This window comes from Leisingera sp. McT4-56 (assembly GCF_020514995.1).
GTDB lineage: Bacteria > Pseudomonadota > Alphaproteobacteria > Rhodobacterales > Rhodobacteraceae > Leisingera > Leisingera aquaemixtae_A.
The window spans coordinates 123,285-136,754 of sequence record NZ_JAJALF010000004.1; the positions used below are offsets into that span (position 1 = coordinate 123,285).

General features: G+C 63.0%; 13 protein-coding genes. 12 read left to right on the forward strand and 1 reads right to left on the reverse strand.

Annotated elements, in window-relative coordinates; all coding sequences use genetic code 11:
- The first annotated feature begins 156 nt into the window (after positions 1-156).
- The 10 genes from LHL23_RS07605 (at position 157) to rarD (ending at position 9,272) form a co-directional block, all read left to right on the forward strand.
- A complete protein-coding gene (locus tag LHL23_RS07605) occupies positions 157-1,401 on the forward strand; it encodes a sarcosine oxidase subunit beta family protein (RefSeq protein WP_222476067.1) in 1,245 nt (414 codons plus the stop codon).
- 33 nt (positions 1,402-1,434) lie between these two features.
- Positions 1,435-1,776 carry a sarcosine oxidase subunit delta gene (locus LHL23_RS07610; RefSeq protein WP_222476064.1) on the forward strand — a complete coding sequence of 114 codons (342 nt, stop codon included), beginning with the start codon at positions 1,435-1,437 and terminating at the stop codon, positions 1,774-1,776.
- Positions 1,777-1,825: 49 nt separating this feature from the next.
- Complete coding sequence (locus tag LHL23_RS07615; protein WP_226429388.1) at positions 1,826-4,858, forward strand: sarcosine oxidase subunit alpha family protein; 3,033 nt, start codon at positions 1,826-1,828, stop codon at positions 4,856-4,858.
- Complete coding sequence (locus tag LHL23_RS07620; RefSeq protein WP_222476060.1) at positions 4,851-5,417, forward strand: sarcosine oxidase subunit gamma; 567 nt, start codon at positions 4,851-4,853, stop codon at positions 5,415-5,417. The genes LHL23_RS07615 and LHL23_RS07620 overlap by 8 nt, the downstream gene beginning before the upstream one ends.
- A gap of 211 nt (positions 5,418-5,628) precedes the next feature.
- Positions 5,629-6,063, forward strand: coding sequence for a hypothetical protein (locus tag LHL23_RS07625; protein ID WP_226429389.1), 435 nt, complete (start codon positions 5,629-5,631; stop codon positions 6,061-6,063).
- Between the two features lie 201 nt (positions 6,064-6,264).
- Positions 6,265-6,699, forward strand: coding sequence for a hypothetical protein (locus LHL23_RS07630; protein ID WP_226429390.1), 435 nt, complete (start codon positions 6,265-6,267; stop codon positions 6,697-6,699).
- 198 nt (positions 6,700-6,897) lie between these two features.
- Positions 6,898-7,497, forward strand: a complete 600-nt coding sequence (locus LHL23_RS07635; protein WP_222476057.1) for a superoxide dismutase — start codon at positions 6,898-6,900, stop codon at positions 7,495-7,497.
- A gap of 146 nt (positions 7,498-7,643) precedes the next feature.
- The gene (locus tag LHL23_RS07640; RefSeq protein ID WP_226429391.1) at positions 7,644-7,844 is read left to right on the forward strand and encodes a hypothetical protein; all 201 of its coding nucleotides are present in this window, start codon (positions 7,644-7,646) and stop codon (positions 7,842-7,844) included.
- Complete coding sequence (locus tag LHL23_RS07645) at positions 7,844-8,299, forward strand: host attachment family protein (RefSeq protein WP_226429392.1); 456 nt, start codon at positions 7,844-7,846, stop codon at positions 8,297-8,299. Before LHL23_RS07640 ends, LHL23_RS07645 begins: the two co-directional genes overlap by 1 nt.
- Positions 8,300-8,360: 61 nt before the next feature.
- Entirely contained in the window at positions 8,361-9,272 is a 912-nt protein-coding gene (rarD, locus tag LHL23_RS07650; protein ID WP_226429393.1) for an EamA family transporter RarD, read from the forward strand.
- Here rarD and LHL23_RS07655 read toward each other — a convergent pair.
- Positions 9,209-9,760 (reverse strand): TIGR00730 family Rossman fold protein, encoded by a 552-nt coding sequence (locus LHL23_RS07655; protein ID WP_226429394.1) that lies wholly within the window; start codon positions 9,758-9,760, stop codon positions 9,209-9,211. The two genes, rarD and LHL23_RS07655, sit on opposite strands and share 64 nt — an antisense overlap.
- 124 nt (positions 9,761-9,884) lie before the next feature.
- Between LHL23_RS07655 and LHL23_RS07660 the strand changes: the two genes are divergently transcribed.
- Positions 9,885-11,489, forward strand: a complete 1,605-nt coding sequence (locus LHL23_RS07660; protein WP_226429395.1) for a LysM peptidoglycan-binding domain-containing protein — start codon at positions 9,885-9,887, stop codon at positions 11,487-11,489.
- Between the two features lie 96 nt (positions 11,490-11,585).
- On the forward strand, positions 11,586-13,415 hold the full coding sequence (locus LHL23_RS07665; protein ID WP_226429396.1) for an ABCB family ABC transporter ATP-binding protein/permease: 1,830 nt from the start codon (positions 11,586-11,588) through the stop codon (positions 13,413-13,415).
- Positions 13,416-13,470: the final 55 nt, after the last annotated feature.

Here is a 13,470-nt window from a genome sequence, read left to right on the forward strand (position 1 = left end):
CGAACAAAAGAGCCAAACTGCCGCGCCATCCAGAGAGATGCTGCAATGCGTCATTGGGATATGTCGCAATAACGCAGAAACAGGGCGATAAACGGCACTGGTCAGCCATGCGTTTCGGGCATACCCGCTATCAGACACGAACCATCGGATTCGCTCATGAAACGCTATTCAGTCTTTGCTGTTGCGCGGGAAGCCCTGCGCTATCACACCGGATGGGAGCGCGCCTGGCGCTCGCCGGAACCCAAACGCCACTACGATGTCGTCATCGTCGGGGCGGGCGGGCATGGCCTCGCCACTGCCTACTACCTGGGTAAGAACTTCGGCATTACCAATGTCGCAATTATCGAGAAGGGCTGGCTGGGTGGCGGCAATACGGGCCGGAACACCACCATCATCCGCTCGAACTACCTGCAGGATCCCTCGGCTGCGATCTATGAAAAGGCGCGCAGCCTGTATGAGACCATGTCGCAGGACCTGAACTACAACGTGATGTTCAGCCCGCGCGGCGTGATCATGCTGGCCCAGACCGAGCATGAGATCCGCGGCTACAAGCGCACCGCGCATGCCAACCAGCAGCAGGGCGTTCAGACCGAGTGGATCACCCCGGAGCGGGTGAAAGAGATCGTGCCGATCATCAACCTGCACGGCCCCCGCTACCCGGTGCTGGGCGGCCTGTGGCAGGAGCGCGGCGGCACCGCCCGCCACGACGCTGTGGCCTGGGCCTATGCCCGTGCGTGCTCCGACATGGGCATGGACATCATCCAGAAATGCGAAGTCACTGGCGTGCGCACCGAGAACGGCCGCACCGTGGGCGTCGACACCACCAAGGGTCCGATTGACTGCGACAAGATCGGCATGATCGTTGCGGGCAACGCCTCTGTGCTGTCGGAAATGGCGGGTTTCCGTCTGCCGATGGAATCGGTTGCGCTGCAGGCGATGGTATCCGAGCCGATCAAACCCTGCATGGACGTGGTTGTGATGGCCAACACCGTGCACGGCTACATGTCGCAGTCCGACAAGGGCGAGATGGTGATCGGCGGCGGCACCGACGGGTTCAACAACTACACCCAGCGCGGTTCGTTCCACCATATCGAGGAAACCGTCCGCGCCCTGGTCGAAACCTTCCCGATGGTCAGCCGCCTGAAGATGCTGCGCCAGTGGGGCGGCATCGTGGATGTGACCGGCGACCGTTCGCCGATCATCTCCAAGACCCCGGTGCAGAACTGCTTCATCAACTGCGGCTGGGGCACCGGCGGCTTTAAGTCGATCCCGGGTTCGGGCTGGGCGATGGCGGAACTGATGGCCACCGGCCACTCGCCGCTGACCGAGGAGTTCTCGATCAACCGCTTCAAAGAAGGCAAGTTCATCGACGAGAGCGTCGCCGCCGGTGTGGCGCACTAACGCCGCAAAATTCAATACTGTGGAGCAAGCAAAATGCTGATCCTTGAATGCCCCTATTGCGGCGTCAAAGCCGAAGAAACCGAACTGGCCGCGGGCGGCGAAGCGCATCTGAAGCGCTATGGCCCCGGCTCCTCGGATGATGAGTTCCATGACTACCTGTTCATGCGCGAAAACCCCAAAGGCGTTCACTTCGAACGCTGGCGCCATGCCAACGGCTGCGGCAAGTGGTTCCACGCCGCCCGCTGTACCATGACGCTGGAGGTGTTCGGCACCTACACAGCACAGACCAGCGTGCCGACGCAGGAGATCCTGGACAAGATCGCTGCCAAACGCCCGGGCTGGACCTGGCGCGAATTTTCGGACGGTCAGAAATGATCCGCCGCCTGACTGAAACATCCGCTTTTCTCTTGAAAGGTCTGCGCACATGAGCACGCGTCTTGCCAAGCACGGCCGGCTGATCGACCGCTCCAAACAGATCGCCTTCACTTTCAACGGCAAATCCATGAAGGGTTTCGCCGGCGATACGCTCGCATCCGCACTGCTGGCCAACGGCCAGGTGATGATGGGCCGCTCGTTCAAATACCACCGCCCGCGCGGCGTTGTCGCATCCGGCTCGGAAGAGCCCAACGCGCTGATGCAGCTGGGTGTGGGCGACCGTTACGAGCCGAACCAGCGCGCCACCACCACCGAGCTGTTCTCGGGCCTGACCGCGCAGTCGCAGAACCACTGGCCGAGCCTGGAGTTCGACGTTCTGGCGGTGAACAACAAGCTCAGCCGCTTCCTGACCGCCGGCTTCTACTACAAGATGTTCATCCACCCGCGCCCGCTGTGGAAACACGTCTATGAGCCGATCATCCGGAAGTCCGCAGGTCTGGGCGCAGCCCCCGACAAGGAACTGAAGGACGCCGACACTTACGAGCACTTCTACTTCTTCGCGGATGTGCTGGTCATCGGCGGCGGTGTTGCCGGCCTGCAGGCCGCCAAGGCAGCTGCAGCCTCCGGCGCCAAGGTTCTGGTGCTGGAGCAGAACAGCCACTGGGGCGGCCGCGCTCCGGTCGACGGCGGCACCATCGACGGCGAAGCGCCCGAGGTCTGGATCGAAAAGACCCTGGCCGAGCTGCGCGGCATGGACAACGTTACGCTCCGCGACCGCTGCATGGGCTCCGGCGTCTATGACCACGGCTATGCCCTGGGCTATGAGCGCCTGACCGACCACGCGCCGGGCCAGGGCGGCCCGCGCCACCGCCTGTGGCGGATCCGCGCCTCCCAGATCGTCACCGCAACCGGTGCGATCGAACGTCCGCTGTCCTTTGCAGGCAACGATGTGCCGGGCGTGATGCTGGCGGCCTCGATGCGCGACTATGTGGTGAACTGGGGCATCAACCCGGGCCAGAAGGTCGTGGTTGCCACCAACAACGACGATGCCTACCGCACCGCGCTGGTGCTGCATGACGCAGGCGTCGAAGTGGTCCGCGTGGTCGACACCCGCGAAACCGGCGGCGGCGCGCTGATGGAAGCGGTCCGCGAAAAGGGCATCCGGGTCGAACTGGGCCGCGCCATCGCCAAGGTGAAGGACGGCAAATCCGTGACCGAGGTCGCCATCTGCGCCCAGAACGGCGAAGGCGGTGCCCGCGAGACCGTGCAGGCTGACGCGGTTGCCATGTCCGGCGGCTGGTCGCCGGTGGTCCACCTGTGGTCCCACTGCGGCGGCAAGCTGATCTGGGACGAGGTGAACGCCAACTTCCGCCCCGATGCCTCCCGTCCGCCGCTGGGCCACGACGGCAACGGCTTTGTGGTTCCGGCAGGTGCTGCAAACGGCGAGTTTGGCCTGGGCGCGCTGCTGGAAGATGCAGCAGCTGCTGGTGCGAAAGCAGCCGAAGCGGCCGGCTTCCCGGCGAAAACCGTTGCGGCTGCCAAGGGCGAGTCCGAGGCGGAAGCGCAGATGGAAGCGGTCTGGCTGATGCCTGCCAAGGCAGACATCAAGCTGCGCATGAAGTCCTGGCTGGACTACCAGAACGACGTGAAAGTGTCGGACGTGCAGCTGGCGGCCCGCGAAGGCTACGAAAGCGTCGAGCACACCAAGCGTTACACCACGCTGGGTATGGCCACCGACCAGGGCAAACTGTCCAACATCAACGGCCTGGCCATTCTGGCAGACAGCCTGAACTCGGAAATCCCGCAGGTGGGCACCACCACCTTCCGTCCGCCGTACCACCCGATCTCGCTGGGCGCGATCGCTGGCGAGGCACGGGCCGAGATCTTCCAACCGGTGCGCAAGACGCCGATCTACGACTGGTTCGACAAAAATGGCGCGGATTGGGAGCCGGTTGGCCAGTGGCGCCGTCCGTTCTCCATCAACAAACCGGGCGAGGACCGGCATGCCGCAGTGAACCGCGAGGTTAAGAACACCCGCGAGAACCTGGGCCTGCTGGATGCCTCGACCCTGGGCAAGCTGGTGGTCAAGGGCCCCGACGCAGGCAAGTTCCTGGACATGCTGTACACCAACATGATGTCCACGCTGAAGGTCGGCAAATGCCGCTATGGCCTGATGTGCACCGAGAACGGCTTCTTGATGGACGACGGCGTGGTTGCGCGCATCGACGAGGACACCTTCCTGTGTCACACCACCACCGGCGGTGCCGAGCGCATCCACGGCTGGATGGAAGAGTGGCTGCAGACCGAATGGTGGGACATGAAGGTCTATGTCGCCAACGTGACCGAGCAGTATGCCCAGATCGCCGTGGTCGGCCCCAACGCCCGCAAGGTGCTGGAGAAGCTGAACGCGGCCGCTGGCGGCGGCATGGATGTCTCGAAAGAGGCGCTGCCGTTCATGGAATGGCGCGACGGCAAGATCGGCGGGTTTGACGCCCGGGCTTACCGGATCTCCTTCTCGGGCGAACTGTCCTACGAGATCGCGGTTGCGGCCTCCGAAGGTCAGGCGTTCTGGGATGCTCTGATGGAAGCGGGCAAGGAATTCGGCGTCATGCCTTACGGCACCGAGACCCTGCACATCCTGCGGGCCGAGAAGGGCTTCATCATGATCGGCGACGAGACCGATGGCACCGTGATCCCGCAGGATCTGGGGCTGCACTGGGCACTGTCCAAGAAGAAGGAAGACTATCTGGGCAAGCGCGCGCAGCAGCGTTCGCACATGGTCGATCCGGACCGCTGGCAGCTGGTTGGCCTGGAAACGGTCGACGGTTCGGTGCTGCCCGACGGCGCCTATGCGGTGGGTGAAGGCGTCAACGCCAACGGCCAGCGCAACATGATCGGCCGGGTGACCTCGACCTACCACTCCGCAACCCTGGGCCGCGGCATCGCCATGGGCCTGGTCAAGCACGGCCCCAAGCGGATGGGCGAAGTGATCGAGTTCCCGGGCACTGACGGCAAGACCTACAAAGCCAAGATCGTTGACCCGGTCTTCTACGATAAGGATGGAGAGAAGCAGAATGTCTAAGGCTGTTTCCGTACTGAACGGCGCCCGTTTCTCGGGTCTGGCCACCGTCGAGGATGCCGGTCTGCAGGGCATGATCACCCTGCGCGGCGATCTGGGGTCCAAAGCGCTGAAGGCGGCTGTCAAAGCCGCCACCGGCGCCGAGGTTCCGGCACAGGGCTCCATCTCGGTTGCCGAAAACGGCGCCGCGGCCTGGATGTCCCCGGACGAACTGCTGCTGCTGGTTCCCTATGAGGACGCAGTTGCCAAGACCGCAGAAGTGTCTGAGGCGCTGAAGGGCGAGCACGCGCTGGCAGTGAACGTCTCCGACGCCCGTGCCTTCTTCCGCCTGTCGGGCGAAGGCGCGCGCGAGGTGCTGGGCAAGGTGAGCCCGGTGGACTTCGATGCCGCGGCCTTCAAGCCGGGCCAGTTCCGCCGCTCGCGGCTGGCGCAGGTGGCCGGCGCCTTCTGGTTGAACGACGACGGCAGCTTCTGCATCGTCTGCTTCCGCTCGGTCGGCGAGTATGTGTTCAAATTGCTAAGCGCAGCAGGGCATCCGCAAAGTAAAGTGGGTGTTTACTAAAATTTTTGCTCGCTTTCTGCTTGTGACGCCTTTACGCGTCATTTACGGTGCCCTGGAGACCCTCCGGGGCACCTGTTTTTTTAGGCCCCGTTCCTGGTTTCACCTTTTGCATTAAGTGCAAGCGGTTGAATTAAGGCTGTTTCCTGCGGGGGAGGTAGTGCTGTGAAGTTGTTTCAGGGAGCGGCTGATGAGTTTGCCGAAATGCGGAGCCTTGGCTTTTGTTTTTATGGTCGCCGGGGCCGCGGCCCTGGCCGGGACCACCTTTCACTGCAGCTTGAAACCAATTTCCGGCTCGGCCTGGATTCCCAGCCGGATCACCCTGCATTTCTCTGATGACTTCCGCACCGCGCAGGTCACCGACCTAACGTTTGGCGTGGCGGTGCCGGCCAAGGTCGTGCAGCACAGCAAGACTTCCTACGCGCTGAGCTGGGCACTGACGGGCCTGGCCGTTTATTCCGAACCGGGAATAGCGCGACCGCGTTTCCGCGCTGTGCTGAACACGGCGAACCAGAAGATGAGCCTGCAAGCGGCCAAGAAAGGCGGCAATGCAAAACTGCCGCGCGGCAGGGGGTTTTGCGAAACGGAGAACAGCCTGTCGCTGCTGGCGCAGAACGAGGGAGATCTGCCGCAGCCAGCTGAATGGTGACAGCCTAACCGTTTGCCAGAAATGTCTCGGTATCACCGCCGTTTGGGTTCCTGTGTCCAAGTTCTAATCGTTAGTCTCTCCTTCGATGTGGTTGCACATGATTGCTTATCCGGGAGGTTGAATTTTTTCTCTCGCAGAAATTGAAGTCGCTGGCGGGTTCAAGTTAGAGCGGCAAGAAACTACTTAACAGAGTTTGGAACAATGAACATAAATCGACGGTCGGCAGCACTGGCATTTTGCGGTGCCGCTATCCTTTCTTTGCCTAATGCCGCCTTTGCTGCGCAGCCCGTTCAGAAGTATTTGTGCGATATTAGAACGTATGGGCAAGGTGGCTGGGTTCCGGAGGAAACGCTTCTGACGTTTCTCGATGATGGTAAGACGGTCGAAGTACTGGACCCTTTTATCTGGCATGTGGAAAGAGAGGCAGTTGTTACCAGCTACAAGGCGCTGAAGAATGGTAAGAAGCGCTTCAGCTGGGACATGACCTTGCCGGCACAAAGCGGCGTGAAATACCAGGCGACCTACCGGATTGATTTTACAGAAGCTGACCTTTCTGGTCGGATCAAGGCCAATATTTCAGGTATCCGAAACGGCCGTATGGGCGGCTTATTGAAATGCCGAAAGGAGCCTGAATAAACGTTAGGAACAGGGGGAGAGCAGGCCTGGCCCTGATGATGCACAGACCCGTGCGGCCTGACTAGGAACTTATCGGCGGCTGCCTGGTTTTCTACACACATACCTTGCGCGGAAATGCGGCGGTGGCCTCTTGACCTGATAGTGCGCACACCGCATGTATCTGCGCAGGAACGCAAACTTATTTCACAGGGGGCCCAGATGGCTTTTGAACTTCCCGATCTTCCTTATGCACATGACGCGCTGGCCGGCAAAGGCATGTCGGCTGAAACCCTGGAATACCACCACGACCTGCACCACAAGGCCTATGTCGACAACGGCAACAAGCTGATCGCCGGCACCGAGTGGGACGGCAAGTCGCTGGAAGAGATCATCAAGGGCACCTACGACGCGAGCGCAGTGGCCCAGAACGGCATCTTCAACAACATCTCCCAGCTGTGGAACCACAACCAGTTCTGGGAAATGATGGGTCCGGGCGAAAGCAAGATGCCGGGCGAGCTGGAAAAGGCGCTGGTGGACAGCTTCGGTTCCGTCGAAAAGTTCAAGGAAGAGTTCTCTGCCGCGGGCGCCGGCCAGTTCGGCTCCGGCTGGGCCTGGCTGGTCAAGGACACCGACGGCGGCCTGAAAGTCACCAAGACCGAGAACGGCGTGAACCCGCTGTGCTTCGGCCAGACCGCACTGCTGGGCTGCGACGTGTGGGAGCACTCCTACTACATCGACTTCCGCAACAAGCGTCCGGCCTACCTTTCGAACTTCCTCGACAACCTGGTGAACTGGGAAAACGTCGCCTCGCGCATGTAAGGCGAGAGCCGCATACTGGCTTGCACAGGCCCGCCGGAGATTTCCGGCGGGCTTTTTCGTGCGGCACGAATGCCGTTCTGCCGCGTTTCGCACGGAACGCCGGGCGGGATTCTGGCGTTGGTTCTATGTACGAAAGGAGGACCACCATGGCTGAACGCAAGAGGTCCAAGGACGGACACCGCGAAACCAAGGACATTCTGGGCGAGGAGGGCAGTGCCGCACACGGCGGGCGCACCGGCGGCAGACTGGCGCGGGAGATTGGCAGCGAGGACGAGGAAAAACGCGCCAAGGAACGCCCGGCAGGTGCCACCCGAGTTCGAAAATCCAATGAGCAGGAGGAGAAGTGATGACCCGGCTTTCCCACGGCACCTATGTCCTGGTGGCTGACAGCGAAAAGGCGCTGTTTCTGGAGAACACCGTCGACGGGGACGACCCGTATCTGCAGGTGCGCCGCAAGGATGAGCAGGACAACCCGCCGGACCGGGAGCAGTCCGCCAACCGGCCAGGGCGGTTCAACGACGGCCCCAGCGTCCACCGCTCCGCCGTGGACGACACCGACTGGCACCAATTGGCCAAGGAGCGGTTTGCCAAGGACTTGTCGGACAAACTGTATGAGATGGCCCATCGCGGTGAATTCGAGAAGCTGGTTCTGGTCGCCGCACCGGAGGTCCTGGGGGAACTGCGCAAGAACCTTCACAAGGAAGTCTCCGACCGCGTGATCGCGGAGATCAGCAAGAACCTGACCGGTCACGAAATCACCAGGATCGAAGAATTGGTCAAAGACGCGCTGCGTCACGGCTGACCAGGGTTGACCTGCGCTTCTGCCCGGTGTCTGTGAGACGAAAGCCGGGCAGGAGCATGTTATGGGCGAGGCACAAAAAGGCGTTCTGGCACTTTGTGCCTCCTGCACCGTCTGGGGGCTTTCCGGCATATATTACAAGGCGCTGTCGCATGTGCCGCCGGAGCAGGTTCTGTCGCACCGGGCGCTGTGGTCATTCGTGTTTTTTGCCATAGTGCTGTTGTGCCAGGGCCGCATCGCCGAGCTGGGGGCGGCGCTTTCCACACGCCGCAGCGCGCTCTTGCTAGCGTTTGCCTCGGCGATGATTTCGCTCAACTGGTTCATCTTCATTTCGGCTGTTCAACTGGGCTATGCAACTGAGGCAAGCCTTGGCTATTACGTCTTTCCGCTGCTGAGCGTGCTGCTGGGACGGCTCGCCTTTGGCGAGCGGCTGGCAGCGGCGCAGGGCGTGGCGGTATGCCTGGCAGGCCTTGCCGTGGCGGTGCTGTCGTTCGGGCTGGGGGCCGCGCCCTGGATTCCGCTGGCGCTGAGCTTCAGCTTCGCGCTTTACGGTGTTGTTAAGAAACAATTGCCGCTGGGACCGGTGGTTTCCGTCACGGCCGAGGTTGCGCTGCTGTTGCCGGTTGCGCTGACGATCATCTGGATGACCGGCGGCGCCGGTTTCCTGGGCGGCGCTGGCGATGCGCTGATGCTGATGTTTTCCGGCATCCTGACCGGCCTGCCGCTGATCCTGTTCGCCTACTCCGCCCGCAGGGTGCGGCTGGGCACCGTGGGCGTGCTGCAATACCTGAACCCGACGCTGCAGTTCCTGGTGGCGGTGCTGGTCTTTGCCGAGCCATTCACCCCCTGGCACGGCACCGCCTTTGCGCTGATCTGGAGCGCGGTTGCGGTGTTTTCCTACTCGGCGCTGCGTCAGGAACGGGCATCGCGCAGGGCGGCGATGGCGGCCACCGGCGTGTCGGCCCAGATCAGGTAATCCGCGGTTTCCTGATTGGCAAAGCCCTGGCTCACCACATGGTCCAGCAGGTCACGCAGCTTGTCCCAGTAGCCTTCGGTGTTGAGGATCACAATCGGATTGGAATGCAGCCCCAGCTGGCGCCAGGTCAGCGCCTCGAACAGTTCATCCAGCGATCCGGCGCCGCCGGGCAGCACAACCACTGCATCGGCGTTCCACAGCATCACCTTCTTGCGTTCGTGCATGGTTTCCGTAACCACATAGGTGGTGAGGTCGGATTTCCCCACCTCGCGCCGCTCCAGGTGGCTGGGGATCACCCCGAAGGTTTCGCCGCCGGCCTTTTGCGCGGCGCGGGCAACTTCGCCCATCAGCCCGACATCGCCTGCGCCGTAAACCAGCCGCATCCCGTTTTCCGCCAGCGCGGTGCCGAAGGCGCGCGCCGCCTCGGCATAGGCGGGCAGCACCCCGGCGCGGGATCCGCAGTAGACACAGACGGATTTGATGCTCATCGGCCAGCCTTTCCGTGGAATATCAAGGTGAAAACCAATTGGTGTTTTGACCCGTGATAGCGGGGTTGTTAGATTCCCTCAACTAAGCGGAAGGTCACATTCCGCAAATGCCGAAGGGAATGAAATGGCGGAAGCATCTGGAAGCGGGGGCCTTGGGGCCCTCACACTTGGCGGTATTGCCGGCGTGGCCGTGGTCGTGGGCGGCGTGGTGCTGTACCAGCTCGGGGTGTTTGGCACGGTCGCGCCCGAAGGCGCGGTGGTGAGCGAAGAGACGGCCGGGCAGGCGGCAAACAGCAACAGCGCGTTTTCCGGAGAAGGCGGGGAGTCCGGCCAGCCGCTGCAAAACCGCGCAGCCCGGGACGCCGGAAATGAACAGGCTGAAACGGCGGACGCCGGACAGCAGGAGGACGCTGCGGCTCCGGAAACGACTGCCGGTGGGGAAGCTGCGGCTGAAGATCAAAGTCAGGCTGTAACTGCAGAAAATAAAACAGAAGTAACCGTTGAAGATACGGCCTCCGGCGGTACCGCCTCGGTAGATCAGGAAGCAGGGGAAGGCACTGAGCTGGCGGCCCTGGAAGCACCTGCGGATGCGGCAGCGGAGCCGCAGCCGGAAGCCGAAGCGCCGAAAGAGGATATTTTTGTTCTGCAGGCGCCGGAGCTGGATCTGGTCCGTGTGGACAGCGATGGCGCCGCAGTGATTGCCGGCCGGGCGCAAGAGGGCGTGCAGATCACTGTGCTGCTGGACGGCGAAGTGCTGGAGCAGCTGGAGGTGCCTGCCGGGGGTGAATTCGTTTCGCTGACGTCGATTGCGCCCAGTGCGGATGCCCGGGTGGTGTCATTGCTGGCAGAGCATGACGGTGAACAGAGCGCATCCGGCGCGTCCTTCATCCTGGCGCCGGTCAGCCCGGTCGCCGCCGCGCCGGCGCAGAAGGCTGAAGAAATTGCAGAGGGGGCAGAGGACCAGGTTGCTGCACTTCCTGCCGGCGAGGCGCAGGAGGCCGCTCAGACGCAGGCGGATGCCTCTGCGCCCGAGCCGGATGCTGCCGGCGGGGCAGTGCAGGCAGCAGATGCCGTTCAAGGAACGCAGGTTGAGGAAATAACCGCGGCTGCTGAGCCTGCGGCTGAAGACCCGGCGCCTGCCGCGGAGCCTGCCGCGCCGCAGCCGCAAGGCCAGGCCGTTGCGGTGCTCCGGGCCGATCAGGACGGGATCGAGGTGGTGCAGCCTGCTGTGCCTTCCGACCCGGAGCTGAGCGAAGAGGTGGCACTGGATTCCATCAGCTACAATGGCTCCGGCGGGGTGGACCTGTCAGGCCGGGCGCGCCCGCAATCGCGGGTGCGGATCTATGTCGACAACCGGCCGGTGGCCGAACTGGACGCCGCCCAGGACGGCCGCTGGAGCGGGCGGCTGGCGGACGTGGCGCCGGGTGTCTACACCCTGCGGCTGGATGAGATCGAACCGGCCTCCGGCAGGGTGGTGAGCCGCCTGGAAACCCCGTTCAAGCGCGAAGCGCCGGAACTGCTGCCCAAGCCGGAGCGTGATGCGGACCCGGATCAGCCGGTGCCGCTGGTGCGGGCGGTGACCGTGCAGAAGGGCGATACGCTCTGGGCAATCTCGCAGGACAAATACGGCAGCGGGTTCCTGTATGTGCGGGTGTTCGAAGCCAACAGGGGCGCAATCCGCAACCCGGACCTGATCTATCCGGGGCAGGTCTTCACCATCCCCGAATGACCATGGAAAACGCGCCCTTGCGGCGCGTTTTTTCTGCGCACCCCTCGCAAAACCGTGAACAGGTGAATATCTGGAGGTGTCTAGCCAGGAACCGCCATGACCCAGACAGATCAGGCCGCTGCGCCGACGCAAGCAGATATCGCCCAGGACGAACGCCGCTCCGGCCTGCGCACGCTGCGCAAGGTTGGCCCGTATCTGTGGCCCGAGGGAAACCGCGGGGTGAAAGCCCGGGTGGTGCTGGCATTGGCGGTGCTGGTGCTGGCCAAGCTGATCGCGGTCTATACACCGATGCTCTACAAGGGCGCGGTCGACAGCCTGGCGGGCGAGGGCGTGCCGCCGCTGGCGCTTGGCGCTGTGGGGCTGACGGTGGCCTACGGCATGGCGCGGATCCTCACCACCGGGTTCCAGCAGCTGCGTGATGCGATCTTTGCCCCCGTCGGGCAGCGGGCGCTGCGGCGGCTGGCGCTGGAGACCTTCACCCATATCCACCGCCTGTCGATGCGCTATCACATCACCCGCAAGACAGGCGGTCTCAGCCGTATCATCGAGCGCGGGGTGAAGGGGGTCGAATTCCTGCTGCGTTTCATGCTGTTCTCGATCGGGCCGCTGATCCTGGAGCTGACGCTGGTCGCGGTGATCCTGACGGTGCTGTTCGACGCCTGGTACCTGGTTGTCGTTGCGGTCACCATCGGGCTTTACGTCTGGTTCACCTTTGCGGTCACCGAATGGCGGGTGAAGCTGCGCCGGGAGATGAACAAGCAGGACACCGATGCCAACCAGAAGGCCATCGACAGCCTGCTGAACTTCGAAACCGTCAAGTATTTCGTTGCCGAGGAGCGCGAGGCGGAACGCTATGACGGCGCCATGCGGGGCTATGCGCAGGCGGCGCTCAAGACCGCCTATTCGCTGGCGGCGCTGAATTTCGGCCAGAGCGTGATCATCACCGCGGGTTTGGTCGGGGTGATGGTGATGGCCGCCATCGGGGTAGAGCAGGGCAATCTGACCGTCGGCGACTTTGTCATGGTTAATGCCTACATGATCCAGATCACCGTGCCCTTGAACTTCCTGGGCACTGTCTACCGCGAAATCCGCCAGAGCCTGGTCGACATGGGAGAGATGTTCGACCTGCTCGAACAGCCCGCCGATGTAAGCGACAGGCCGGGCGCAGGGGAGCTGCAAGTCAATGGCGGCCGAATCACGCTGGAGAATGTGCGGTTCTCATACGATGCGGGGCGCGAGATCCTGAAGGGCATCTCGCTGGAGGCGGAGCCGGGCCAGACCGTGGCCATCGTCGGCTCCACCGGGTCAGGAAAATCGACCATCGGGCGGCTCTTGTTCCGGTTCTACGACGTGACCGGCGGGGCGCTGAAGATCGACGGCCAGGACGTGCGCGGCGTAACCCAGCAAAGCCTGCATCACGCCATCGGCGTGGTGCCGCAGGACACCGTGCTGTTCAACGACACCATCCGCTACAACATCGCCTATGGCCGCGACGGGGCCACGCAGGAAGAGGTGGAGCAGGCGGCCCGCGATGCCCAGATCCATGACTTCATCATGGCGCTGCCCGAAGGCTATGACACCCAGGTGGGTGAGCGCGGGCTGAAACTTTCGGGGGGCGAGAAGCAGCGGGTGGGGATTGCCCGGACGCTGTTGAAGAACCCACCGGTGCTCTTGCTGGATGAGGCGACCTCGGCGCTGGACACCGACACCGAACAGGAAATCAAGGAGGCACTGGCGCGGGCCGGGCAGGGGCGCACGGTGATCACCATCGCGCACCGGCTGTCGACCATTGCCGAGGCCGACCGGATCGTGGTGCTGGAGCAGGGCGAGATTGCCGAGACCGGCACCCATGAGGAGCTGCTGGCCAAGGACGGCCGTTATGCCCGGCTGTGGCAGCGCCAGCAGGCGGATCAGGACGCAGCCTGATCAGCCCAACAGAAAAGGCCGGCCACAGCGGGCCGGCCTTTGGTTCATTGGTACG